Origin of the sequence: Allobosea robiniae, from assembly GCF_900102525.1 — a bacterium.
GTDB classification, from domain to species: Bacteria; Pseudomonadota; Alphaproteobacteria; order Rhizobiales; family Beijerinckiaceae; genus Allobosea; species Allobosea robiniae.
Map to the genome: position 1 here is coordinate 1150217 of NZ_FNBZ01000001.1, position 25190 is coordinate 1175406.

General features: G+C 65.9%; 21 protein-coding genes. 15 read left to right on the plus strand and 6 right to left on the minus strand.

Annotated features, from left to right (window positions below; translation table 11 throughout):
* Nucleotides 1–16 precede the first annotated feature (16 nt).
* From BLQ70_RS05275 to BLQ70_RS05290, 5 genes are all read left to right on the plus strand, one after another.
* Entirely contained in the window at nucleotides 17–1375 is a 1359-nt protein-coding gene (locus BLQ70_RS05275; RefSeq protein WP_091856061.1) for an LLM class flavin-dependent oxidoreductase, read from the plus strand.
* A gap of 11 nt (nucleotides 1376–1386) precedes the next feature.
* The gene (locus BLQ70_RS25565; protein ID WP_170843318.1) at nucleotides 1387–1527 is read left to right on the plus strand and encodes a hypothetical protein; all 141 of its coding nucleotides are present in this window, start codon (nucleotides 1387–1389) and stop codon (nucleotides 1525–1527) included.
* Between the two features lie 30 nt (nucleotides 1528–1557).
* Nucleotides 1558–3336, plus strand: coding sequence for an amino acid ABC transporter permease/ATP-binding protein (locus tag BLQ70_RS26110; protein WP_091856062.1), 1779 nt, complete (start codon nucleotides 1558–1560; stop codon nucleotides 3334–3336).
* 26 nt (nucleotides 3337–3362) lie between these two features.
* A complete protein-coding gene (locus BLQ70_RS05285) occupies nucleotides 3363–4292 on the plus strand; it encodes an ABC transporter substrate-binding protein (protein WP_091856063.1) in 930 nt (309 codons plus the stop codon).
* Between the two features lie 65 nt (nucleotides 4293–4357).
* Nucleotides 4358–5347: a PLP-dependent cysteine synthase family protein gene (locus BLQ70_RS05290; RefSeq protein WP_091856064.1), complete on the plus strand. Its 990-nt coding sequence runs from the start codon at nucleotides 4358–4360 to the stop codon at nucleotides 5345–5347.
* 59 nt (nucleotides 5348–5406) lie between these two features.
* On the opposite strand, the gene BLQ70_RS05295 is transcribed toward BLQ70_RS05290, so the two are convergent.
* Complete coding sequence (locus tag BLQ70_RS05295; protein ID WP_091856065.1) at nucleotides 5407–6096, minus strand: response regulator transcription factor; 690 nt, start codon at nucleotides 6094–6096, stop codon at nucleotides 5407–5409.
* Nucleotides 6093–7541, minus strand: coding sequence for a sensor histidine kinase (locus BLQ70_RS05300; RefSeq protein WP_091856066.1), 1449 nt, complete (start codon nucleotides 7539–7541; stop codon nucleotides 6093–6095). Before BLQ70_RS05300 ends, BLQ70_RS05295 begins: the two co-directional genes overlap by 4 nt.
* A gap of 278 nt (nucleotides 7542–7819) precedes the next feature.
* Between BLQ70_RS05300 and BLQ70_RS05305 the strand changes: the two genes are divergently transcribed.
* Together BLQ70_RS05305 and BLQ70_RS05315 are read left to right on the plus strand one after the other, a co-directional pair.
* Nucleotides 7820–8422 carry a hypothetical protein gene (locus tag BLQ70_RS05305; RefSeq protein ID WP_091856067.1) on the plus strand — a complete coding sequence of 201 codons (603 nt, stop codon included), beginning with the start codon at nucleotides 7820–7822 and terminating at the stop codon, nucleotides 8420–8422.
* 392 nt (nucleotides 8423–8814) lie between these two features.
* Nucleotides 8815–12807: an autotransporter outer membrane beta-barrel domain-containing protein gene (locus BLQ70_RS05315; protein ID WP_170843319.1), complete on the plus strand. Its 3993-nt coding sequence runs from the start codon at nucleotides 8815–8817 to the stop codon at nucleotides 12805–12807.
* 90 nt (nucleotides 12808–12897) lie between these two features.
* Here the strand turns inward: BLQ70_RS05315 and BLQ70_RS05320 are convergent, their stop codons facing one another.
* Nucleotides 12898–13965 (minus strand): NAD/NADP octopine/nopaline dehydrogenase family protein, encoded by a 1068-nt coding sequence (locus BLQ70_RS05320; protein WP_091856069.1) that lies wholly within the window; start codon nucleotides 13963–13965, stop codon nucleotides 12898–12900.
* A 103-nt stretch (nucleotides 13966–14068) separates the two neighbouring features.
* On the opposite strand from BLQ70_RS05320, the gene BLQ70_RS05325 reads away from it, so the two are divergent.
* The 6 genes from BLQ70_RS05325 to hydA are packed head-to-tail and all read left to right on the plus strand — an operon-like array spanning nucleotide 14069 to nucleotide 19254.
* Nucleotides 14069–14935 carry a substrate-binding periplasmic protein gene (locus BLQ70_RS05325; RefSeq protein ID WP_091856070.1) on the plus strand — a complete coding sequence of 289 codons (867 nt, stop codon included), beginning with the start codon at nucleotides 14069–14071 and terminating at the stop codon, nucleotides 14933–14935.
* On the plus strand, nucleotides 14935–15696 hold the full coding sequence (locus tag BLQ70_RS05330) for an amino acid ABC transporter ATP-binding protein (RefSeq protein WP_091856071.1): 762 nt from the start codon (nucleotides 14935–14937) through the stop codon (nucleotides 15694–15696). The genes BLQ70_RS05325 and BLQ70_RS05330 overlap by 1 nt, the downstream gene beginning before the upstream one ends.
* A gap of 2 nt (nucleotides 15697–15698) precedes the next feature.
* On the plus strand, nucleotides 15699–16370 hold the full coding sequence (locus BLQ70_RS05335) for an amino acid ABC transporter permease (RefSeq protein WP_091856072.1): 672 nt from the start codon (nucleotides 15699–15701) through the stop codon (nucleotides 16368–16370).
* Between the two features lie 5 nt (nucleotides 16371–16375).
* Nucleotides 16376–17029: an amino acid ABC transporter permease gene (locus BLQ70_RS05340; RefSeq protein WP_091856073.1), complete on the plus strand. Its 654-nt coding sequence runs from the start codon at nucleotides 16376–16378 to the stop codon at nucleotides 17027–17029.
* A 29-nt stretch (nucleotides 17030–17058) separates the two neighbouring features.
* Nucleotides 17059–17805: a GntR family transcriptional regulator gene (locus BLQ70_RS05345; protein ID WP_162260068.1), complete on the plus strand. Its 747-nt coding sequence runs from the start codon at nucleotides 17059–17061 to the stop codon at nucleotides 17803–17805.
* Nucleotides 17806–17811: 6 nt separating this feature from the next.
* Nucleotides 17812–19254, plus strand: coding sequence for a dihydropyrimidinase (hydA, locus tag BLQ70_RS05350; protein ID WP_091856075.1), 1443 nt, complete (start codon nucleotides 17812–17814; stop codon nucleotides 19252–19254).
* A 48-nt stretch (nucleotides 19255–19302) separates the two neighbouring features.
* Here hydA and BLQ70_RS05355 read toward each other — a convergent pair whose 3' ends face one another.
* The gene (locus BLQ70_RS05355) at nucleotides 19303–20061 is read right to left on the minus strand and encodes an AraC family transcriptional regulator (protein WP_244511906.1); all 759 of its coding nucleotides are present in this window, start codon (nucleotides 20059–20061) and stop codon (nucleotides 19303–19305) included.
* Nucleotides 20062–20300: 239 nt separating this feature from the next.
* On the opposite strand from BLQ70_RS05355, the gene BLQ70_RS05360 reads away from it, so the two are divergent.
* Both BLQ70_RS05360 and BLQ70_RS05365 read left to right on the plus strand, forming a co-directional pair.
* Nucleotides 20301–22529 (plus strand): TonB-dependent siderophore receptor, encoded by a 2229-nt coding sequence (locus BLQ70_RS05360; protein WP_091856077.1) that lies wholly within the window; start codon nucleotides 20301–20303, stop codon nucleotides 22527–22529.
* Between the two features lie 5 nt (nucleotides 22530–22534).
* Complete coding sequence (locus tag BLQ70_RS05365) at nucleotides 22535–23677, plus strand: ABC transporter substrate-binding protein (protein ID WP_170843320.1); 1143 nt, start codon at nucleotides 22535–22537, stop codon at nucleotides 23675–23677.
* A 363-nt stretch (nucleotides 23678–24040) separates the two neighbouring features.
* Here the strand turns inward: BLQ70_RS05365 and BLQ70_RS05375 are convergent, their stop codons facing one another.
* Both BLQ70_RS05375 and BLQ70_RS05380 read right to left on the minus strand, forming a co-directional pair.
* A complete protein-coding gene (locus BLQ70_RS05375) occupies nucleotides 24041–24514 on the minus strand; it encodes a nucleoside deaminase (protein ID WP_091856079.1) in 474 nt (157 codons plus the stop codon).
* Between the two features lie 16 nt (nucleotides 24515–24530).
* Complete coding sequence (locus tag BLQ70_RS05380) at nucleotides 24531–25124, minus strand: ankyrin repeat domain-containing protein (RefSeq protein ID WP_082617237.1); 594 nt, start codon at nucleotides 25122–25124, stop codon at nucleotides 24531–24533.
* Between the last annotated feature and the right edge of the window lie 66 nt (nucleotides 25125–25190).

Here is a 25190-nt window from a genome sequence, read left to right on the forward strand (position 1 = left end):
TCAAAGGAGACTCGCCATGGCCCAGACACAGCCGCGCAAGACCCGCCTGACCTTCGGGGTGATGCTGCAGGGCGCCGGGAGCCACATGAACTCCTGGCGGCACCCGGGCAATCCGGCCGATGCCAGCGTCAACCTGGACTTCTTCATCGCCAATGCCCGCAAGGCCGAGGAGAACGGCATCGCCTTCGCCTTCGTGGCCGACGGGCTCTACATCAACGAGAAGTCGATCCCGCATTTCCTCAACCGCTTCGAGCCTCTGACGATCCTGTCGGCGCTGGCGACGACGACGCGCAAGCTCGGGCTCGTCGGCACGGTCTCGACATCCTATAGCGACCCTTTCACCATCGCCCGGCAGTTCGCCTCGCTGGACCTGATCAGCGGGGGCCGCGCCGGCTGGAACGCAGTGACCTCACCGTTGGAGGGCTCGGGCCGCAACTACAGCCGGCCGCACCCCGAACATTCCCTGCGCTACGAGATCGCGCAGGAATATCTCGATGTCGCCAAGGGGCTCTGGGATTCCTGGGATGACGACGCCTTCGTTCGCGACCGGCAGAGCGGGCGCTTCTTCGACCGCGAGAAGCTGCATACGCTGGGCCACAAGGGCCGCTTCTTCCAGGTGGAGGGGCCGCTCAATATCCAGCGCTCGGCGCAGGGACAGCCCGTGCTCTTCCAGGCCGGCGCCTCGGAAGCCGGAATAGGCCTGGCCGGCCGGCATGCCGATGCGGTCTTCGCCAATCATGTGCCGCTCGAGGATGCCCAGGCCCTCTACCGCAGCATCAAGACCAGCGCGCTCGCCCATGGCCGCAGTGCCGACGACGTCAAGATATTCCCTGGCGCCGGCCCCATCGTCGGGCGCACTCATGCCGAAGCGGAGGAGAAGTATCAGGCGATCCGCAATCTCGTCTCGATCGACGAGGCGCTGGCCTATCTCGGCCGCTATTTCGACCATCACGACTTCACGGCCTATCCGCTCGATGCGCCCTTCCCGGAGCTCGGCGAAATCGGCAAGAACAGTTTCCGCTCCACCACCGACCGCATCAAGCGCAACGCCGCGCTGAAACATCAGACGCTGCGCGAGGCCGCGCTGGAGGCGGCGACGCCGCGCACGGATCTGATCGGCACGGCGGAGGAGATCGCCGACGTGCTGATCGGGCGCGTCGAGAAGCAGGCAGCCGACGGCTTCGTGCTCGGTTTTCCGGTCTTGGGCCAGGGCCTTTCCGACTTCATCGAGCTGGTCATCCCGGTGCTGGAGGAGCGTGGCGTCTATGACCGCTCGCTCTCGGGCACGACGTTGCGCGACCACCTCGGACTGCCCCGCAAGACGAGCCGCTACGTCGATGCCAGCGCGGGCGTACAGGCGCGCAGGGCCGGCTGAGGCGAGCGGCAATGACCATCCGTATCGCAGCCGGGGCCAAGGCGTTCGATCCGGAAAGCTATCGGATCCTGCCCTTCGAAAACCGCCTGCCACCCGCGCTCGCTTCGCCGGCGAAGCAGCCGGATACCTGGCCGCAGTTGCGGACGGGCTGACGCACCGACATCCATCACACGAGCCAGATCATGACCCTCGCCAGCGATCTCGCGGGCCTGCCCGCGCGCGCCCAGACGGCACCGTACGTCGGTGATTTCAGCCGGTTCCGGATCGTGCCCGCACGCTATCCGGCCCGTACCATCGGCACCATCTTCGCCGCCCTGGTGATCTTCGCGGTGCTGAACTCCGTATTCTCCAACCCGCGTTGGGGCTGGGACGTCTTTGCGGAATGGTTCTTCTCGGAGCCGGTCCTGGCCGGCCTTGGTCGCACGCTGCTGCTGACGCTCGCGGGCACCGCGCTCGGTTTTCTGTTCGGGACGCTGCTCGCCCTGGCGCGGGTCTCGGGCTCGCCGCTGCTGGCCTCCCTGTCCTTCGCCTATGTCTGGCTGTTTCGCTCGGTGCCGCTGATCGTCCTGCTGCTGATCCTGAACAACCTCGGCTATCTCTACAGCACTGTCTGGCTCGGCGTTCCGTTCACCGACATCACCTTCGCTACCTGGTCGACGACGCAGCTGATCACGCCTTTCTTCGCGGCGGTGCTGGGACTGACCCTGCATGCGGCGGCCTTCTCCTCGGAAATCGTGCGCGGCGGCATCCTCTCGGTCGATCAGGGGCAGCACGAGGCCGCGGCCGCACTCGGCCTGCCGCAACGGCGGCAGTTCACCCGCATCGTGCTGCCGCAGGCGATGCGGACGATCCTGCCGAACGGCTTCAACGAGATCATCTCGCTGACGAAGGGCACCAGTCAGGTCTATATCCTGGCGCTGCCCGAGCTGTTCTACACCATCCAGATCATCTACCGGCGCAATCTCGAGGTCATCCCGTTGCTGATGGTGGCGACGGTCTGGTACCTCGTGATCCTCAGCGTGCTGTCCTTCGTGCAGCACCATATCGAGCGGCATTATTCGCGCGGCGCCTTGCGCAATCCGCCGGCTTCCGCGCTGACGCAAGCATTCGCATGGCTCAGGCGGCATGTGCCGGCGGGTCGCGCTCCCGGTGGCGAGCAAGTTGCCCTGGCCCCGTCACCATCCGCTGCTGCGACCCGCCCCGGCGGCGAGATCAGGATCGGCGGCGTCTCAAAGAGCTTCGGCCCGCTCACGGTCCTCGACAATGTCAGCCTCACCCTGCGATCCGGCAGCGTCACCGCGATCATCGGGCAATCGGGCTCCGGCAAGTCCACGCTGTTGCGCGCGATCAACCATCTCGAGCGCGCCGACCAAGGCTTCATCACCATCGACGGCGCGCTGATCGGCTATCGCCAGGACGGTGACACGCTCTACGAGCTCAAGGAACGCGAGATCCTGAAGCGCCGCGTCGATATCGGCATGGTCTTCCAGAACTTCAACCTGTTCCCGCACCTCACGGCCATCGAGAACATCGTCGAGGCGCCGGTCTCGGTGCGCGGAATTCCTCGCGTGCACGCGCTTGCGGAGGCGCGAAATCTGCTGGCGCGTGTCGGCCTCGCCGACAAGGCCGGCGCCTATCCGCGCCAGCTGTCGGGGGGCCAGCAGCAGCGTGTGGCCATCGCCCGCGCGCTGGCCCTGAAGCCCAAGGTGCTGCTGTTCGACGAACCTACCTCGGCGCTCGACCCCGAACTCGTCAACGAGGTGCTGGACGTCATCAAGGAACTCGCCCGCTCGGGCACGACGCTGGTGATCGTCACCCACGAGATCGGCTTCGCCCGCGAGGTCGCCGACGAAGTGGTGTTCATGGAAGCCGGCCGCATCGTCGAATCCGGCCCGCCGGCCCGTGTCCTCGACACGCCCGACCATCCCCGCACCCGCGAATTCCTGGCCAAGGTCCTGTGACCGCTCACTCCCGGAGAAAGCACTCGATGATCCACCGCAGACACCTGCTCGCCCTGCTCGGCAGCGCCGCTTCCCTGGCCCTGAGCCTCGCACCCGGCTTGGCCCAGCAGGCGCTGGACCTTTCTGCCGCGCAGGCGACCCGCCCACGCGCCGAACCGGACGAGGCCGCGATCAAGGCCATCGGCAAGGACGCAAAATTCGTGAAGGACGGCGTCTTTACCGTCGCCAGCGCCTCGGTGCGCCTGCCCTTCGCCGCTTTCGCCGAGGACAACAGGACCAAGATCGGCGTCGAGATCGATTTTGCCAGCCTGGTCGCCGATGCGCTGGGGCGCAGGCTGGAAATCGTCAACGTGGCGTGGGCGGATTGGCCGCTCGGCGTCATCTCCGGAAAATACGACGCCGTGCTTTCGAACGTGACGGTGACCGAGGAGCGCAAGGAGAAGTTCGACTTTTCGACCTATCGGCAGGACCTGCTCGGCTTCTACGTCAAGGCCAGCAACCCGATCGAAATCCGCGAGCCCAAGGATGTGGCCGGGTTGAAGGTCATCGTCGGGTCGGGGACCAATCAGGAGCAGATCCTGCTCCGCTGGAACGAGCAGAACGTCAAGGCGGGGCTGAAGCCGGTCGAGCCGCTCTATTTCGACGACGACGTCGTACTCTATATCGCCCTGGAGAGCGGCCGCGCCGACGCCTATCTCGGCCCCAATCCGACGCTCGGCTTCCAGTCCACGCAAGGCAAGACCAGGCTCGCCGGCAATTTCAGCGGCGGCTGGCCGCTGACCGCCGAGATCGCGGTGACGACGCGCAAGGGCGCGGGGCTTGCCGAGGCGATCACGGCCGCCCTCAACGGCCAGATCAAGAATGGCAACTACGGCAAGGTCCTCGCCCGCTGGAACCTCGCCAGCGAGGCCGTCCCCGAATCGCGCACCAATCCGCCGGGCTTGCCGAGGAAGTGAGATCGGCGCCGGCCGCTCGTCAGTGAGACGGGCGGCCGTCATCGATCTTTTCAGGGAGAAACGCCATGGGAACCGACAACTTTGCTGCACTCGTCGGCAACACGCCCCTGCTGCCGCTTCAACGCTTCGCAGACAGGCAGAACCTCAAGGCGAAGCTGCTCGCGAAGATCGAGTATCTGAACCCGGCCGGCAGCATCAAGGACCGCACCGCCTGGGGCATCGTCCGCGACGCCGAAGAAAGGGGTCTGCTCAAGCCGGGGCAGCTGATCGTCGACCTGACCAGCGGCAATACCGGCATCGGCCTGGCCGCTATCGCCGCGGCGCGGGGTTATCGCTCGAAATTCTACCTGCGCAATACGATCAGCGAGGACAAGATCCGGCTGCTCCAGCAATACGGCGCCGAGGTCGTGCTGATCGACAACGCGGTCTTTCTGCAAGCGGGCGCCATCCATCGGATCATCGAACGGGTACGGCGTGAGAACCCGGATGCGTATTACACCAACCAGCGCGGCAATCCGGCTAATCCGCGCGTCCATTTCGAGACGACCGGTCCAGAAATCTGGAGGGCGACACAGGGCGAGGTCGACATTTTCGTCGCAGCGGTCGGCACCGGCGGCACCATCTCAGGCACCGGTCGCTTCCTCAAAGAGCAGAAGAGCGACGTGGAGGTCGTGGTGGTCGAACCCGGCGCAGCCTCGCTGCCTTCGGTCGAGAACCCCTATCCGGACAGCATCGAGGGCGTTCACAAGGTCACCGAAGTCGAGGCCGATTACCTTCCGGACAACTTCGACCCGCGTGTCGTCGACGAGGTCATCGTGACCGAGACCGCCCAGGCCCGCCACTTCGCGCAGATGCTGGCGCAGGAGGAGGGCATACTCGCCGGAACCTCCTCCGGCGCCGTGCTCTACGCCGCCTCCGAACTCGGTCGGCGGCCCGAAAATGCCGGCAAGACCATCGTCGCGGTCATCGCCGATAGCGGCGAGCGCTATCTCAGCCCGCCGAAACTCGGGCCTGGAGCGGAACAGGCGCCCGCGCCGGATCGAGCCGCCGCCTGATCGAAAGCCATCAGCGCGCGTCGAGTGCGAACGGGCCCCAGCAGCCGTTCAACGGATGGTCATTGCAAGGTTGCGGTAAAGGTATAGCCGACGCCGTAGACGACCTTGATCGGCGCTGGCAGGCTGGTGCGCTCCTCGATCTTGCGGCGCAGGCGGCTGACGATGGCATCGAGGTGGCGGTTGCCGAAGTTCGACCGTGGGCGGGCAAGCGTCTCCATCAATTCCTCGCGCTGGCAGATGTCGCCGCCGCGGCTGCACAACGCACTCATGAAGGCGAATTCGGTCGCGGTGAGCTTGAGCGAACGGAGATTGGGTGCGACCAGCATCCAATTCGTGCCGTCCAGCAGCCATTGATCGCTGATGCCGGTCGCCGCGCTGGGCAGGTTTCCGCTCCGCCGCAGCAGGCTGCGAATGGCCGCCTCGATCTCGCGCAGCGTGCTGTGCTTGACGAGGTAGATGTCCGCGCCGCTCTCGAAGCCACGGATGCGGTCGTCGCTGTCGCCGAGCGCCGTTAGCATGATGATGCCGCAGTGATGGGTTTCGCGAATCTGGCTGGCGAGCTCGAAGCCGTTTCCATCGGGCAGGCCGACATCGAGAATGATGATGTCGGCCGTGTGGCCGGTTGCGAGCGCCTGGCGCAATTCCTGCGCTGATGCGACCCCGCTGGCCGAGAAGCCGCACAGCCCCAGGAAATCGACCAGGTCCTTGCGCAGCCTGGTTTCGTCCTCGACGATCAGAACCTGCGTCACGCTGCAGTCTCCTCTGGCAAATCGGCGGCGGCGGCCTCACGCGACGACGGCACGCGCACGATGGCCGTCGTACCCTCGCCGTTGTCGGAGACGAGCTGCAGGGTTCCGCCGTGATAGGCCAGGAACTTGCGCGCTGCGTAGAGCCCCAGGCCGGTGCCGGTGATCGCCTTGGCGTTGGAGGCGCGAAAGAAGCGGCGCCCGATCTTGCTTTCTTCGGCATGGGGAATGCCGATGCCCCGGTCGCGAACCTGGATCACGACGGAAGCCGCTTCCTCCCAGGCTTCGATGCGGATCGCCGGGTCGTCGGGTGCATATTTCAAGGCGTTGTCGATCAGGTTGATGATGACCGTCCCCAGCATTTCCGGGTCGGCATAAAGGGAGGCGGCTTCGTCGGCCACGGCAAAATGGAGCCTGCCGCCGCGTGCCGTCATCTCGAAATGCAGGCGCGCATCCCCGATCAGGGAGCCGAGCTGGACCGGTTCGGGCTGGAAGCCGTTCTCGCGGTCATCCGCCATGAATCTGTCGATGAGGGAGAAGAGGCGATTGAGCGCCTCGCCGATGCCGGAGAGGCGTTCTCGCGTGGCTTCGGGCGACCTGTCGCCGACGAGACCGATCATGTCGACGGCATTGCGGATGATCGCGAGCGGCGTGCGGAACTCATGGCTGACCACGCGCATGAAATCCGCTTGTTCGTCGCGCAGGGCCCGCTCGGCCTCGATGCTGGCATTCAGCCGGCTTTCGAGCCTGCGGCGCTCCTCCACTTCCTGCAACAGGGCGTCGTGCTTCCTGCGCAGATCGGCGGAGAGCCGCGAGCTGACCATGAAGAGCAGGCAGGCGAACAACGCGATCAGGAAAAGCGTGCCCTGCAACAGGTACCAGGCGTTGCGGTCCGCCAGAATCGGGCCGCCGTCGAAATCGGCGGGCAGGCGATATTCGAGGACGCTCTGCAGGATGCTAGCCGCCATGTATTCGGCGAGAATGGCGATGGTGATCAGGCGCAGGAGCGGGGGTTGCGTCCGGTCTCGCACGAGGCCCAGGCACATCACCGACATCATGATCACGGTAAAGACGGTCGAGCTGTAAATCCGGGTCGCGATGTCGTCCGGGTCGATCGCGACGGCCGCGCTCCAGACGGCGATCTGCAGAACCAGGAGCGAGATGCCGATCCAGGTATAGCGCGGCTGCCCCAGGAAGCGGGCCAGCCCCTCCGCGAGCAGGACGAGTCCCAATTTGATGACCGTGTTGTGCAGCACGATAGCCAGGGCACCCGGCTCCGGACCACGGATGATCATCAGGAGGAGGCCGACGGCAATCGCTCCAAAGCCCGCCGCAAGGAATTTGAGCTCGTAGAGATGGCGCCAGGCCCGCCAGACGAAGACCCAGGCCACCGCCTGCAGACTTGCAGTCGCTAATGCCACGATCAGGACCGTTTTGAGATCAAGCATCTCGCCGCATTCTCATGCCCCAGCCAATACTCGATATTGGATAAAATTCTACCCTTAATAACCTATGTATAGATTCAGTAGAAGATATTCATGTTTGATTTCGTCAGAATCTGAACGAATTCATAGGTAGAAATCCGCCCCCATTTTGATTTACCCAATACAAAATACTTTTGGCGCCCTGACTGAGACAAGACTGACCGACGGTCACAGGGCAGTGGCCCGATCGCCGCGTGAAAAGACACCTTGCCGACACCGCTCTCACAAGGGGGAGATTGCGGATGCATGTTCGCGTGCTGTTCGGGGCCGTCGAAGCCCTCAAGTCCAGGTTGCTTGATCGCTGGACCGCCGGCTGGTCGGTGCCCACCGACGAGGTCTTCATCCCGGCTCGCCTTCCGTTGCGCGATGCCGAGGCGGGAGGTGGCATCGCCGAGCCCTGGTTGCGGATGGCGGCACGATCCGCCGCGGTGAAATGGCGCAGCGAGGTGTGCGGCGTTCATCGAGGCCGGGTCCGGAGCGTGGTGATCGCCGGGGCGGGATTGCCGCAACCGGCGTCGAACAAGGTGCATGGAGCCGCGCATGTCACGGCCCGCTACTGTGGCCGGGTCCCGGATGGAGGGTTCTGCTTTCGGCATGGCCTCTGCGATACGAACGGCTCCGAGGTCCTGCATTTCGTCTCTCAGGTTTACTTCAACCCACCACCGGATCTTCCCGCGTATCCGGCCTTGAAATTCGACGTGGACGATGATTCCGAAGCTTTGTATCAAGCCGCCATGCGTTCAACCATGGCTGCTGCAGCATTATCCGGCGGCGATTTCTCCGAAAGCTCGGCTATCGCCCCGATTGATACGAAACAACATGCCGTAGCGTCAGGGGCTTCGTAAGAATCTGTCAGAATTCAACTGAATTCAACGGTAGCCTGACCGGAGGCAGAAATCTAACCTGAGAATCGGCTTGCTTCGTTCTTCGCCAGGCGGTTGCCGGAACCGTCGACGCGGCGCCGAGCGCAACGCCACCGACGATGTCGCGAGACGAGTGACGAACGGGCTCCCGATCCGGTCGCTCGGCAGGGGGAATGATGACGCTTCGCAGCCGCGATTTGCCGAAATGCGCGCCCGCATCCCGTAGCGCCACGACGCCGATGACCTCCCCATCTGGATCGCATGCTGCGTCTCCGGCTGTTGCCGGTGAAGCCATCGGCCCGGTCTCCAGTTCTCTTGCCCAGCAGCGCAGCAGCCTGCGCAGGACGACGTCGCGAGCCTGTCTGGCCCTTGCGGTGTCGTTAGGCGCAGGGCTGCCGCTATGGCCGCACGCCGCTTCCGCGCAGCAGATCACCCAGGGAGGCGGCAACGGCGCGGGCGACCGCTTCGGCCTGGGCGGCATCGCGGGCGGCGGCGGCGGCGGCGGCGACCGCACCATCGGCTTTTTTGGGGGCGATGGCGGTTCGGCAGCACAGACACCCGGCGGTTCGGCGACCGCGGGAATGCGTGGTTACGACGATGTCGGTGGGGCCGGCGGAGCAGGCGGGGCGCCGGGCGCTCCCAATGACCTCTCTGCCGGCGGCGGCGGCGGCGGCGGCCGCGGCGGTTATGATCCCGGATTCCCCAGCAATGGCGGAGCGGGCGGCGCCGGCGGCAGCGGCAACCTCCTCACGACAACGTCTCCGCTCTCCCTCGGCTCGGCTTATGCTGGCGGCACAGGAGCGACCGGGTCCTTTGGCGCCTCCCCAGCGGGCAGCGGCGGCGGTGGCGGTGGCGGTGGCGGCCTCATCCTGACGGGTGCCGGCGTCACCATGAATACGAACGGGTTCGCTGTCTCGGGCGGCGCGGGCGCTGGCGGTGCGGGCGCTGGCGGCGGCGGCGCCGGGCTGGTGCTGCTGAACGGCGGCACGATCACCGTCGCGGCCGGAGCGGGCGGTACCAGCGTCATTGCCGGCGGCCAGGGCAGCAACGAATATGAGGGCGCGCACGGCGGCGCCGGGCTGTTCCTGTACAATGGCGGCAGCCTGTCCCATCAGGCCGGCTCGATCACCGGCGGCGCGGGCGGGGGGTGGGCCTGGGCCGGCTCCGGCGGTGCCGGCGTGCTGAGCAATCTCGGCATCATCGACAATCGGGCCGCGATCACAGGCGGCAAGGGAGGCGATTCGAACGCAGGTGGGACTGGCTACGGCCGAGGCGGTGCCGGCCTGGAAGCCTGGGGCGGCTCGATCGCCAATATGGCGGGCGGCAGCATCACGGGCGGTGCGGGCGGGAACCAGTCCGACCTCAACCCAGTCTATGTCGCGGGCGTCGGCGGCGCCGGCATCGTCTTCCGGGATGGCCAGATCGCCAGCCTGGACAATGCCGGGACGATTTCAGGCGGTCGTGGCGGCACCGCCGCCTCCACCAGCCATGGCGTTGGCGGCGTCGGCATCGTCGGCGCGGCGAGCGGCGGCATCTCCATCATCAATTCGGGGACGATCGCGGGCGGGCTTTCCGGCGACGGCGTGACGCGCGCCAATGCGGTCGCGCTCTCCGGCAGCAACAACCGCTTCGAGATCCGGGCCGGCTCGACGACCGACGGCAATGTCGTGGTTCAGGGCGGCGGCACCAACAATGTCCTGGCGCTGGGTGGCGCCACGGATGGCAGCGTCAATATCGGCAACCTCGTGGCCTCGCATACCGGCTTCACGGCCTACGAGAAGACGGGGTCGTCGACCTGGACGCTGTCGGGCCCCGGCAACCAGAACTGGACGATCAACGAGGGAACGCTTGCCGGCAACGCCGCCAGCATGGCCGGCAACCTGACCTTCGCAGCCGGTGCCGGCACGCGCGGTGTCGTCTTCAATCAGGGAGGTGGCGGCATCTATTCCCGGACCATCTCGGGGGATGGCAACTTCACGTTGACGGGAGGGGGCTCCCTCACTCTGACCAATGAGCAGAGCTATACGGGTACGACTACCGTCAATGCCGGCACGCTGCGGATGGGGGCGGCCAACGCGCTGGCCTCTTCAGCCGGCATCGGTCTTCAGGGCAGCAGCACCTGGGACCTCGACGGCTACAACCAGACCGTCAAGAGACTGGAAGGGGACGCCGGCACGGCCGTCAATCTGGGCGCGGCGACGCTGACCATCGACAACAGCGCCTTTTTCGTCTTCAGGGGAGATATTTCCGGATCGGGCGGCCTGACCAAGACCGGGTCGGCGGGTCTCAATATCTTTGGGGCCAACACCTATTCCGGCCCGACCAATGTCGCCGGTGGGACGTTGAGAATTGGCCAGGGCGGGTCCATCCGCAACTCGACCGCGATCAACATCTCCAACGGCTCTCGGTTCGTCGTTTTCGAGCCCAACGCCCTGTCACCCACGGGGGCGGTCAGCCTGACGGGGGCCGGCTCGCAATTCGAGATACTATTCGACCAGCAGATCGGCTCGCTTGCTGGCGGGGCAGATACGAGTGTGATCCCCGGCCTGGGAGTGGTGCTGACAACGGGGACGAACAACACGAGCACCGTCTTCAGCGGCACCATCGGCAGCGTTTTCGGCGATGGCTCCCTGACCAAGGTCGGCACCGGCAGCTTCACCCTGAACGGAGTGAACACATACGAGGGCGCGACGGTCGTCACCGGCGGTTCGCTGATCGTGAACGGCTCGATCGCATCGTCCTCGGGCGTGACGGTCGCGGCCGGCGCGCTGCTGGGCGGCTCGGGCACGGTCCCGACGACGATCATCAACGGCGGGACGCTTTCGCCGGGCAACTCTCCCGGAACGCTGGCGGTCCGGGGGAACCTGACCTTCAACCCCGGCTCGACCTATCTCGCCGAGATCCAGGGCGCGAATGCGGACCGCGTCAACGTGACCGGCACGGCCGCACTGGCAGGCACGCTGCGTCTGGCGCCGCTCGGCGGCGCCTATGCGTTCAACAGCGCCTACACGCTGCTCTCGGCGGCGGGGGGACGAACAGGCACCTTCAGCCCGGTCGACACGGCGGGAACCTTCGGCGACGGCGTGACCACGACGGTGAGTTACACCACCAATGACGTGCTGCTGACGCTCGCGCCGAAGCCGCTCACGCCCGAGGGGCCCGGGGATCCCGGCTCGCCACCGGGCTCGCCGACGCTCGGCGTGACCCATCCGCGCAATGCCTATGCCATCGCGCGCTCGATCGACACGGCGGTCGAGAATGGCGGCGATCCGTCGACGCTGTTCGGGATCTACAACCTGCCGGCAGCCGCGATCCCGGCAGCGGTGAACAGCTTGTCGGGCGAGATCCATACCGCGGCGCCGGCGATGGCGAGCCTCGCCTCCGACCAGTTCCTGCGTATCATGCTCGACCCGTTCGCGGCCGGGCGGCTGAATGGTGCCGGCGTCGGACCGGGCACAGCGGCGTTCTCCGGTCTCATGCGCAAGGGCGCGGACGAACCCGCCCTTCCCTCACGCCTCGACACCCCGTTCTACTCGGTCTGGGGCTCGGCCTATGGCTCCTATGGCCGCACCGGTGGTGACGCCGCGATCGGCTCGGCGAAGCGCACGATCGACGATGCGCATCTGGCGACGGGTATCGATATCCGGCTCATGCCGGGGACGGTCGCGGGCATCGCGGTCTCGGGCGGCAAGGCGCGGGCCTCGCTGCCGGGCCTGATCGGCAAGATCGACGCCGACGTGTTCCAGGCCGGCCTCTACGGCATGACACAGCTCGGCCTGGTGAAGCTCGGCGGGGCGCTGAGCTATGCCCGGCTGGAGAATGATGTCAGCCGCGGCATTCCGGCCCTGGGCTCGAGCCTCTCGTCCTCCTATGCGACGACGGCCTGGAGCGGCAGGTTGCAGGCGAGTGCCGCGCTGCTCGGCTGGAACGGCTTCACGGTCTCGCCGCTGGCGGCGATCCAGGCGACCCGGGCGCATAGCCCTGTGGTAGTCGAGGCAAACTGGGCCGGCGCCAATGCCGGGGCACTCGCACTCGGCGGGCGCAGCGACGTCACCGCCCGCAGCGAGCTCGGCCTGCAGCTCGATGCCGATACCGTGCTCGGTTCGGTTCCGGTCACGGGCTATGTCCGGGCGGCCTGGGGGCATTATTTCCGGCGCGATGCGGATCTGACCGCAAGCCTGATCGGGCTGCCGGGCGCGAGCTTCACCGCGACCGGAGCCGAGGCAGACCGCAACAGCGCCCTCCTCAGTGCCGGCCTCAACGCCAGGCTCTCCGAACGCGTCACCTTCGGCCTCAACCTCGACGGAGAGCTCTCCGCCAACAGCAGCCGCCTCGGTGGATCGGCCCGGATCAGAGTCAGCTTCTGAAGGCAGCGATGGTCGTGCAGGCGCAAGATCGCGCAGGCCGACCGGCGCCCGATATCGTTCCAGGCTGACCGGCCTTCAGTTCCCGACCTGTTATTGGCGCAGGCCGGGGGAGTGCATGCGCATCCAGTCCGCCGACAGAACCCGCTCGTCCCGGCCGATCGCCCGAAAATCGACGGCCTCCAGAATGTTCGCAAGGGCGATCAGAGCGGTCGTCAACGGCGTCGTGGCGCCAACCTGCCGACCGAGAACTTCCAGCGGCACGAGCGAGCAGGGCACATCCTCATGCAGGAAGCGCTTCTGCAGCTTGGGCCCGAAGCGTGGAATAGCGCCGAACAACCGCGTTCCCGCCGGATAGGCCCGCTGGGAGAAGGTGGCGGACGGCAGCGGCGTGAGCCCGGCCGCGCGCATGACCTGATCGCGCTCCTGCTCCAGCGCGGCGGCGATGACGTTGACCCGGCCCATGCGCGCCTCGTCGAAATGCAGGATGCCGGTCGTCAGATCGCCCATGTCACGGTCCAGCGTCATCGCGCCGCCGATATAGGCGGGAACGTGGCCGATGCAGTTCGGGTTGTTCAGGCCGCTTTCGAGCACGTTCGCGGAATAGGTGAATTCCGGGAACTGCTCGAGGAAGGCCGCATAATGCGGATTGTCCTTCGCTTCAGGCAGGCCGGCGAGCTCGAGCCAGCGCTTCTGCCCCTTGAGCACGACAGTCGATGGATTGAGCTTCCCGGCCAGATGCAGCGTGTTGTTGAGTTCGAAGACCGCGACGCCCTGGGGATTGCCTGCTGAAATCAGTGTGTCGGCGAAGACCTTGGAACCGCCGACATAGCCGCAATGCAGCACGACCATCTGGCCGGGCGCGAGGCCGGGCGCGATCTCGCGTGCCACGGCTGCATGCCGGTCAGCCGTGGTGGAGACCACGACGACATCCGCTCCGGCGACGGCCGCAGCGCCATCCGTCGCACTTTTCGGCAGGGCAACCGCCCCCTGCCCGCCCAGCCCCTCGAAGGACAGCCCCCCGGCCATGTCGGTCGATGAACGCACCGCATCGTCGCAGTCATACCATCCGCTAATGCGCGCACCCCGCGCTGCGACAGCGACCGCAAAGCCCGCACCTGCTCCGCCGAGCCCGATCAATGCGTAGTTCAGAACCGCCATGCCCTGCCTCCCCCTTGCATATCACGGATGATCATGTTGTCATCCGGTCGTCCGTACGTTTAATGTTCATCAAAATAATGTCAATCAAACGAGGGGAAATCCAATGACGTTAGACTTCATTCTCCTGTTGCGAAGGAAGATCAGCCTGGCAGCCGGCGCCGCCAGCCTCCTGGCTGCAACCCTGTCCGGCGCAGCAGCGGAACCGCTGAAGATCGCGGCCGATGTCGGCTATGCGCCGTGGGCGATGCGCCAGCCTTCAGGCGAAATCGAGGGGTTCTCGATCGAGGTCGCGAAGGACATCGCCCGGCGCATCGGCCGCACCGGCGTCGAAGTCGTCGACGTCAATTTCTCCGCAATCTTCGCGGGCCTCTTCGCCGGGCGCTACGACATGATCGTCGCCCCGATGTCCATGACCAAGGAGCGCGCAGCGCAGCTGCTCTTCACCGAAGGTTACCTGACCGGCGGGATCGGCCTGGTCACGCGCTCCGACGACGACAGCATCACCAAGCCCGAGGACCTGCGCGGCAAGGTGCTCGCGACCAATAGCGGCAGCTTCACCGATACCTGGGCGACGGCGAACGAGGCCAAGTACGGCTACAAGATCCAACGCTACGACAAGGACAGCGACGCATTGCAGGCCGTGATCGCCAAGCGCGCCGATGCCGATGTGGTCAACCTCAATGTCGGCCAGTACGCGGCCTCGAAGAACCGCCGCATGAAGGTCGTGCACCGGATCTTCGTCGACTACGATCTCGGCTACGGCTTCCGCAAGGACGCCAGGGAATTGCGTAACCAGGTCGAGAACGCGCTGGAATGCATGAAGCTCGACGGCACGCTGCAAGGCCTGCACGAGAAATGGTTCGGCGAGCAGCCCGATCCGGCCGATTCCAGCATGAAGGTCTTCGCCGGCTATGGCCCGATCGGGCTCGAAGGCTACGAGCGCAGCTATCACAAGCCGGATTGCAAGTGATGGCCGCAAGCGCGCCTGCCAGGGCCCTGCTGAAGATGCGGGGGATCGAGAAGAGCTTCGGTGCCGTCCCGATCCTCAAGGGTATCGACCTCGATGTCGCCGCCGGCGAGCTGGTCGCGATCATCGGCCCGTCGGGCTCCGGCAAGTCGACGCTGCTGCGCTGCATCAATCGCCTGGAGGAGCCGCAAGCCGGCTCCATCCACCTCGACGATATCGAGATCACCGGAAAGCGCGTCAACCTGAGCAAGATCCGGCGCGATATCGGCATGGTCTTCCAAGCCTTCAATCTCTATCCGCATTTCACGGCCGAGCGGAATGTCAGCCTCGCCCTGTCGAAGGTGCTGAAGCTGAAGGCTGCGGAAGCCTCGGAGCGGGCGCTGGCAGCGCTCGAGCAGGTCGGCCTGCGCCACAAGGCCAAGGCCTTTCCGGCCGAGCTTTCGGGCGGCCAGCAGCAGCGCGTCGCCATCGCGCGCTCGATGGCGATGGCGCCGAAGCTTTATCTCTTCGACGAGCCGACCTCCGCGCTCGACCCCGAACTCGTCGGCGAGGTCCTCGCGGTGATGCAGGAGATGAAGGCGAAGGGCCAGACCATGGTGGTCGTGACCCATGAGATGGCTTTCGCCCGGCAGGCCGCCGACCGGGTGATCTTCATGGACGAAGGCGTCATCGTCGAGCAGGGGACGCCCGACGCGATCTTCCGCCAGTCCATCAATCCGCGCCTCAGCAGCTTCCTGCGCAATTATCGCGGCAAGGAGGCCTAGAAATGGGCGAGATCGGCAAGTTCTTCTTCGACGGCACCATAGCAGCCGCCGTGCTGCCCTTCCTGTTCCAGGGCTTCCTCGTCACGCTGCAGTTGTCCGCCCTGACGATCCTGTTCGGGCTGTCGCTCGGGCTCGCACTCGCCTGCGCCCGCGCCTACGGCATCACGGCGCTGAACCTGCTGATCGTCGCCTTCGTCGACATTCTGCGTTCGCTGCCGGCGCTGGTGATCCTGATCTGCATCTATTTCGTGCTGCCGGAATACGAGATCCGGATCGACGCCTATTGGGCGACGGTGCTGACGCTCGGCCTCGTGCTCGCCGCCTTCTCCGAGGAGATCTTCTGGGCCGGCATCACCTCGGTCCCGAAGGGGCAATGGGAGGGCGGCCTCTCGACCGGCCTGACCTTCACCCAGACGCTGTTCTACATCGTGCTCTACCAGGCGGTGCAGATGGTCATCCCGCCGCTGACCAACAAGACGATCAGCATCACCAAGAACACGGCGCTGGCCTCCGTCGTCTCGGTCTCGGAACTGCTGAACCAGGCGTCGAGCCAGCAGGCGCTCTATGCCAACCCGACGCCGCTCACCGTCGCCGCCCTGTTCTACCTGGCCGTGTTCGCGCCGCTGGTCGTGCTCAGCCGGCACATCGAGAGCCGCTATGCGGTGAAGAGGTAGGCACCATGTTTCACCCCGACACCGTCGCGCTGACCATTCCCTACCTGCTCTCGGGGCTGAAGGTCACGCTCCTGCTCGCGATCCTGATCGTGCCGCTGGCCTTCGGCGTGGGCACGCTGGTCGCCATCGTCGCGAATTCGAGATCGCGGCCGGCGCGGCTCGCCGCCTATCTCTACATCGATTTCTTCCGCGCCTTCCCGCCGCTCGTCCTGATCATCTTCGTGTTCTATGCCCTGCCCTTCCTGGGCCTGCGCCTGCCGGAGATACCGGCCTTCGTCCTGGCGATGACGCTGAACGGCTCGGCCTATTTCGCCGAGATCGTCCGGGCCGGGCTCGCGGCCGTGCCGAAGGGCCAGTACGAGGCTGCGCAGGCAACCGGCCTGAACGGCTTTCAGGTGCTCGCCTATGTCGCCCTGCCCCAGGCACTGAAGAAGGTGCGCCCGCCCCTGCTCAGCAACGTCCTCGAGCTCGCCAAGGCGACCTCACTTGCATCGGTCGTCGCGATCGCCGAACTGCTGCGCAACGCGCGAATCGCGCAAGGAGCGGTTTATGATCCGACGCCCCTGCTCATGGCCGCCCTGGTCTATCTCGCGATATTCTGGCCCTTCGTGCGCTTGCTTTCGCTGATCGAGAAGCGCCAACCCTTCAAGCCGGCATGAACACCGTCCCCCGCAACATCGGAAACGCCATGCCCGTGCCGCTTCATCTGCAGATCCAGGCCGACATCATGGGAGCGATCGAGCGCGGCGACTTCCCGGTCGGCGAGCAGCTTCCCTCGGAGACGGAGCTGCAGGCCCGCTACGGGGTCAGCCGTGCGACCATCCGCAAGGCGATGGAGGAGCTCTCGGCCGGCGGCGTCGTGATGAAGCTCCAGGGGCTCGGCACCTATGTCAACGATCGCGTCAAGGTCGGCCAGAGCGTGCGGCTGCGCGGCTATCTCGACGATATCCTGATCGCCGACGAGCGCCTGAGCTTCCGGACACTGGCGATCGACGACGTTGAGCCGGCGCCCGATATTGCTGCCCTGTTCGCGCCGGCCGACCGGGGGCCCGCGACCCGCTATCGTTCGCTCATCCTGCAGGCCGGCAAGCCGCTGATGATCGGCACGTCCCATATTCCCGTCTCGGTCTCGCCCCGCGTCGACGACGCCGAATTGCCGCCGGGCGAGCAGCAGACCGTGGTGCGTTTGCGCCGGGCCGGGCTCGCGATCCAACGCGGGCAGCAGACTCTGGGCGCGATCGTCGCCGATGCCGAGCAGGCCTCGAATCTCGGCGTGCCCGCAGGCACGGCCCTGGTCGCCTCGCGCCGCCTCTATTACGACCGCTCCGACAGGCCGCTCATCGTCATCGACGGCATCTTCCACCCGACCAATTACAGCCTCGTCGTCGATCTCGTGCCCAGACCGGGCGGTCGCTTCGTCAGCTCAAGCCGGTAGAATTCCATGTTCGATCTCGTCATCCGCAATGCCCGCTGCGCCAGCTCCAGCGACGTCTTCAACGCCGATATCGGCATCCGTGACGGCCGGATCGCCGCGCTCGGCGCCATCGGCGACAAGGCGCCGGAGATCATCGACGCGGCGGGCCGGCTGGTCACGCCGGGCGGCGTCGACAGCCATCTCCATATCGACCAGCGCAAGGGCCAGGGCCGGATCAATGCCGACGACTTCTATTCGGGAACGGTCTCGGCCGCCTGCGGCGGCACGACGACGGTCCTGCCCTTCGCCCCGCAGCATCGCGGCGAAGGGATCGCCTGGGCGGCGGCCGACTATCACGAGCGCGCGCGGAAGTCGGTCCTGGACTATAATTTCCACATCGTCGTCACCGACCCCTCCCATCCCGATTTCGACCGCGACCTCGCTCAGGCCGCAGCCGGGGGCCTGCGCTCGCTGAAGATCTTCACGACCTATGCCGCCGTCGGGATCGCCGACCGCGACATCGTCACAGTCTTCGCCGCCGCCCGCCGGCACGGCTTCATGGTCATGGTCCATTGCGAGAACACCGACATCATCGACCATGTGACGCAGCAATTGCTGGCGCAGGGCCATATTGCGCCGAAGTTCCATCTCGCCTCGCGGCCGACCATCGCCGAGGCCGAGGCCGTCTTTCGGATCTGCGCCTACGCCGAACTGTTCAACGTGCCGACCATGATCGTGCATGTCTCGACCGGCCGGTCGCTCGACGTGGTCGCACTCTCCCGCGCGAAGGGCACCACGCTCTTCGTCGAGACCTGCACCCAGTACCTGACCCTCGACGGCAGCCTGCTCGACAAGCCCGGCCATGAAGGCGCCAAGGGCATCTTCAGCCCGCCGATCCGCGACGCCGCCAACCGCGCCGAGCTCTGGCGCGCGGTCGCCGACGGGCGCATCGACGTACTCTCCTCGGATCACTCGCCCTATAGGTTCGACGAGGTCGAGAAATTCCCGAACGGCTTCGGCGCGAGCTTCGACAAGATCGCCAGCGGCGTGCCCGGCGTCGAGATCCGCATGCCGCTGCTGTTCACGCAATGCGTCAAGGAAGGCCGGATCAGCCTGCCTGAATTCGTCCAGCTGACCTCGACCAATGCCGCACGGATCTACGGGCTGGCACCGCGCAAGGGCGATCTCACCATCGGAGCCGACGCCGATCTGTGCATCTGGGACGAGAATTACGACCGCGTCATCGACAACGCGATGATGCATCACAACGTAGACTTCACTCCCTATGAAGGCCTGAAGGTCACGGCCTGGCCGGCGGTCACGCTGAGCCGTGGCGAGGTGATCAGCCGCTATCACGAGTTCTGCGGCACACGCGGGCGCGGCCGCTTCCTGCCGGCGATGGCGACCGCCCCTCATCAGGACCGGACCGATGCGGAAAAGGAGCTGGAAGCCTTCGGCCTCGCCTGGTGAGGCAGTCAGCGGCCAGTTGATTGCCCCATCAAGCCGGGCTGAACAATTTCATCTGTCCAGCTCCGGCGATGGCGGCAAGACCGTCGTCGTCAGCGTCCGGCGCATCATGTCGCGCAGCGCATTGGCATTTCGGTAGCCGGCGGTCACTGCCGCTTGCCGCAAGGGGACGCCGTTTGCCTGGAGCGTCAGCGTATGGAGCATGCGTAACCGCCGCCGCCACTCCGCAAAGCTCAATCCGGTCTCGCCGCGAAAGCGGCGCGTGAAGGTGGAGCGGCTGACGCCGGTCTGCTCCGCCCAGCCATCCAGATCATGGGCAAGCGCCGGCTTCTGGATCATGTCGCGAGCCAGTTTCCGCAAGGGCGGCGTCTGCGGCATCGGCAGCGCGATCTGGATCTCGCTGGCTTCGCGGATCTCGTCGACGATCAGCGCCGCAAGATGCCCGCCGCGGCTACCGAGATCGTAGAGCAAGGGCCCGCTCGCCAGGGCGCGCAGCGAGACGTCGAGCAATTCCGAGACCGCGATCACGCGACAACTGCGCGGAACGGCATCGCCGAGCGCCTCGTCGGTGAAGAAAGCCGCCCGCATTTCGCAGCAGCCATAGGCCGCCAACTCATGCGGCAGGTCGGCCGGCACGAGGAGCGCATAGCCCGACGGGACCGTCCAGGTGCCGATCTCCGTATGGAGCAGGAGCAGCCCGCCGGAGGCATGGAGCAGCTCGATGCGGCGATGGCTGTGCCAGCGTGTGCGGGCGCCGTTGAGAAACGACTGGTGCAGGACCGTGACCGGACGAGGCGTTTCCTCGCTCAACCACAATCTGTCGACGGTCTGCGGACCCGCTTGATCCGAACTCGGTGGTTTTTCCTGAACGCGCATGAGTGCGACCAAATTTGACCCGGACACGGTCAATTATGATCCACGTCCGTAGAAGGATCGCAGCTATAATTCAAGGGCAGTCGAGCCAGTTTATAATCAGTTCAAACTAGGTCGACGCAAGAGCATTCGTCAAGAAACATAGATTAAATTCAAATCCAGGGCCGACGACGCGTATGCTATACACCACCGTATTCCGGCGCTTCACCGCGATACAAAGAAGCGTTCGCGCCTGTGCCCTGTCACAGATTTCACTGCCGGCGCTGTTCGTTGCGCTTGCTACGGACGCTTCGGCCCAGCAGAGCGGGCCTGCGATCCGCCTCGACACCATCGAGGTGCAAGGCACCCGCGAGCAGGCACTCGGCCCGGTCAATGGCTATGTCGCGACCCGCAGCGCCACCGGCAGCAAGACCGACACGCCGCTCATCGAAGTGCCGCAGACCGTCAACGTCGTCACGGCCGACCAGATCCGCGCGCAAGGGGCCCAGAGCGTGAGCGAGTCCTTGCGTTACACCGCAGGCGTTCGCGGCGAGACCTATGGAGCCGCCTCGCAATTCGACAGCTACACGCAGATCCGCGGCTTCAAGGGCGATCTCTTCCTCGACGGATTGCGCCTGCCCGACGGCGCGGCCACGGCTGACTGGACGACCTCGGTCGTCGAGCCCTATGGGCTGGAGCGCGTCGAGGTTCTCAAGGGTCCTTCCTCCGTCCTCTACGGCCAGAGCGGCCCGGGCGGCCTCGTCAACATGGTCAGCAAGCGCCCCACCGCCACGCCGCTGCGCGAGATCCAACTCCAGACGGGCAGCTTCGGGCGCCTTCAGGGAGCCTTCGACCTGTCGGGGCCGATCGATCCGCAAGGCACCTTCCTGTATCGTCTGACCGGGCTCGCACGGAATTCCGGAACGCAGACCGACTTCATCGATGACGACCGGCTCTTCATCGCGCCCGCCTTCACCTGGCGCCCGAGCGCCGACACCACGCTGACGGTGATGGGCCAGTATCTGCGTGAGCGCAACGGCAAGACCAGCTTCAATTACCTGCCGACCTCCGGCACGCTCCATCCCAATCCCGTCAATGGTCGCCTGCCCTGGAACCGCTATGCCGGCGAGCCGGGCTTCGACCGCTTCGAGCGCGACCAGGGCTCGATCGGCTATGCCTTCGAGCATCGCTTCAACGACAGCCTGACCTTCAGCCAGAACCTGCGCTACACCCAGAACGACGTCTATCTGCGGGCGCTCAACCGCAACGGCGAATTGCTGGCCGACAACCGCACGCTGAACCGCGCCGCCTTCCGCATCGACGCCGCGGCGCGCGCCTTCACGCTCGACAACCGGCTGGAGGCCAAATTCGGCACCGGCCCGCTGTCGCATACCGCGCTCATCGGCCTCGATTACCGCAACGAGATCAGCCAATACGATGTCGGCCGCGGCCCGGCGCCCTCGATCCAGATCTTCAACCCGGTCTATGGCGCGCCCGTCGCCGATCCCGGCATCAACTTCCAGCGCAAGGATGCGGAACTGCGCCAGCTCGGCTTCTATGCACAGGACCAGATCAAGCTCGACCGTTGGATCGCGACCTTCTCCGGCCGCTACGACATCGCCGAGACCCGGACGCGCACGCAGACCCTGACGACCAATACGCTGACCCGGACATCGACGACGGACCGCGCCTTCAGCGGCCGTGCCGGATTGAGCTACGTCTTCGACAACGGCATCGCACCCTATGTCAGCGTTTCCACGTCGTTCCAGCCGACGGCGGCGACCGACTTTTCCGGCGCGGCCTTCAAGCCGCTGACCTCCCGGCAATACGAGGCCGGCGTCAAATATCAGCCGGCATGGATGAATGCCTCCCTCACCGCCGCGGTGTTCGACATTCGCCAGGACAATACGCTGACGGGCGATCCGAACCCGGCGCATCCCTTCGCGCAGGTCCAGCTCGGAGAGGTTTCCGTGCGCGGCTTCGACGTCGAGGCCAGAGCGCAGCTGACCGAAGGCCTCGGGCTGATCGCCTCCTATGCCTTCCTCGACCACGAGATCACCAAGAGCTCGATCGCAACCGATATCGGCAAGCGGCTGCCGGGCACACCGATGCATCAGGGCTCGCTCTGGGCCGACTATGCGATCCAGGGCGGCCCTTTCGCCGGCCTGTCGCTTGGCGGCGGCGTCAGGTTCGTCGGCAGCACCTACGACACCAACAACACCGTGCGCATCCCGTCCTATACGCTGGTCGACGCCACCATCGGTTACGATCTCGGCAAGCTGATGCCGGCCTTGAACGGCGCCAAGCTGTCGGTCGTCGCCAAGAACCTGTTCGACCGCTACTACGTCTCGCAATGCGGCAACGTCCCGGGCTGCACGCTGGGCTCTCGCCGCACGGTGCTGGCAACGCTGAGCTATCGCTGGTGAGGATGATGAACCGCGCGACCGGACTTGGGAGGCGCGCGGCCGCGCTGGTCGGCCTCGCCCTCTCGCTGCTGCTTGCTGCGCCGGCCGCGGCGAAGGACATCCGCGTCACCGATCTCGCCGGCCGCGAGGTGGTTCTCAAGGAGCCGGCGAAGCGGATCGTGCTCGGCGCCTGGGTCAGCCTCGATGCGCTGTCGCTGCTGCATCCCGATCCCGTCAGCCTGCTCGCAGGCTGGGCGGAAGGCGGCGCCAATACGATCCAGCCTGCGATCCTGCGCGGCCGGTTTCCGGCGATCGACCGGGTTCCGGTCGTCGGCCGTGGCTCCTTCGAGGCCATCGGCATCGAAACCATCATCGCGCGCCAGCCGGATCTCGTCCTGCTCAGCCGTTTCGACGCCTATCGCTACGGCTCCGACGCCGCCCCAGGCATCGCGAAGCTGGAGGCGGCGGGCATCCAGGTCGCCATCGTGGATTTCTTCCTCGACCCGTTGAAGAGCACGGAGCCGAGCCTGCGCATCCTCGGCAAGCTCATCGGGCGCGAGGCGCAGGCGGAGGCGTTCATCGCCTTCTATCGCGAGCATCTCGACCGTATCGCGACACGGCTGGCCAAGGATACGGTCGAGCGTCCTTCGGTTTTCCTGCATGCTTTCGCGGCAAGGCCCGAATGCTGCTTTTCCGCCGGCCCCGGCACGATCGACGGCTTCATTCGTCTGGCCGGGGGCGAAAACATCGGCGCGGAGAAGATTCCCGGCGCGGTCGGACAACTCAGCCTGGAGTTCGTCCTGACGCGCAATCCCAAGGTCTACGTCGCGACCACGACCTCCGACAATGCCGACGCCGAAGCCTTCGCGCTTGGCCCGGCCGTACCGGCGGAGAAAGCCGCCCGCAGCTTCGCCAGACGCCTCGAAGGTCGCGACCTCGCGGCTCTGGATGCCGTCGCGCAGGGCCGCGCCCATGGTCTCTGGCACCTCTTCGTCCATACGCCCGCGCATGTCGTTGCAATCGAGGCCCTGGCAAAATGGCAGCATCCAGGACTCTTCTCCGATATCGACCTGGACGCCACGCTGCGCGAGATCAACAGCCGGTTCCTGGCAGCACCGCTGGAGGGAACATTCTGGATCTCCGCCGGAGACCATGCCCCTCGGCGGTGACCCATCGCGGCGAGCGGATGGACTCCGTTCCAGCCTTCGCGTCAGGTACACTGATCGACCGTCGCTGGCAGCACATATCGATCAATCGGCTCGCTCATGCCACTATAGGTCGACCGATCAGGTGCGACCGCAAAGCGGAGTGGATTGTGACCGAGCGATTTGAACGGCATCGCCAACCCTGGACAGCTGAGGAACTCCAGAAGCTGAGGTTGCTGGCCGGAAAGGGCATGGCCCTGAAGGCGATCGCGAGAGCGATGACACGCAGCGAAGAGTCCATCAAGGACCGCGCAAAACGCGACGGAATCGGGATCGCGAAACTCCGCTAGACCGCTTCAGGGCGCCCGACCGCGGGGAGCCATGGCCTCAGGTCGGCCCTGCCTGACGCCGCTTCCATTCGGCATAGAGATCGGGCCCGCCTTCGAGGCGAACCGGACTATAGGCGATCTTCATCGACTGCTCGGCGAAGGGCTTTGCCAGATCGGCATAGACCGCCGCGCTCGACAGGCCATAGGGCGCGCCGTCATCGTTGGAATAGGCATAGTAGACCTCGCTGACGCCGGAGATCCGCATCGCCGCCATGCACATCGGGCAAGGATGGCCGCTGGCATAGACCACGCAGCCGGCGAGGCTCGGCGAAGCCAGCTTGCGGCTCGCCGCGCGCAAGGCGGTCAGCTCGGCATGGGCGGTCGGGTCGTTGGTCGCGACGATCTCGTTGACGCCGGTCGCGATCACCTCGCCCTCCCGGACGATCACAGCCCCGAAGGGCCGGCCGCCCTTGTCCATATTGGACCGCGCAAGTTCGATCGCCTCGCAGAGAAACCTCTGTGCCTGATTCATGATCGCGCCCTTCAGTTCAACGCCCCCCGGCCGCGAGCAGGATCTGCTGCATCCCGGCCTGGCCGCGGCTGCGGGCGTGCTGGAGCGGGGTCACGCCATCGCGGTCGGCCAGGTTCACATTCGCACCGGCCGCAAGCAGGTCCTTGACGATCTGCTGGTGCCTGTCGCCGCCATCGCTCAGGATGATCGCCTCCAAAAGCCCGGTCCAGCCGAGATTGTTGATGTGATCGACCGCAACGCCGGCCGCGATCAGGGTGCGGACCGTCTCGACATGGCCACGCTCGCAAGCCGGGATCAGCGCCGTACCGCCGTAGCGATTGGTGCTCTTCAGGTCCGCGCCATGCTCCAGCGTCAGCTTGAGGATGGCGAGGTGGCCGCGCGCACCGGCATAGAGATAAGGGCTGTCGTTCATCCCGTCCTTGGCGTTGACGTCGGCGCCGGCCTCGATCAGGGCACGGGCGGCGTCGACGCGGTTCTCATGGGTCGCGACGAGCAGGGCGGTCCGGCCGCGCGCGTCGCGTGCGTCGATGACTGCGCCCTCGACGAGGAGCCGCTTGATCGTGGCGACATCATCCCTGGCCGCAGCGGCATGCAATCTGGTTTCGGTCATGGCTTGTCCGGATACTGTCTGCGGGCCGAAGGCCAGCAGGAGAACAACAAAGGCCAGGATCGGCGA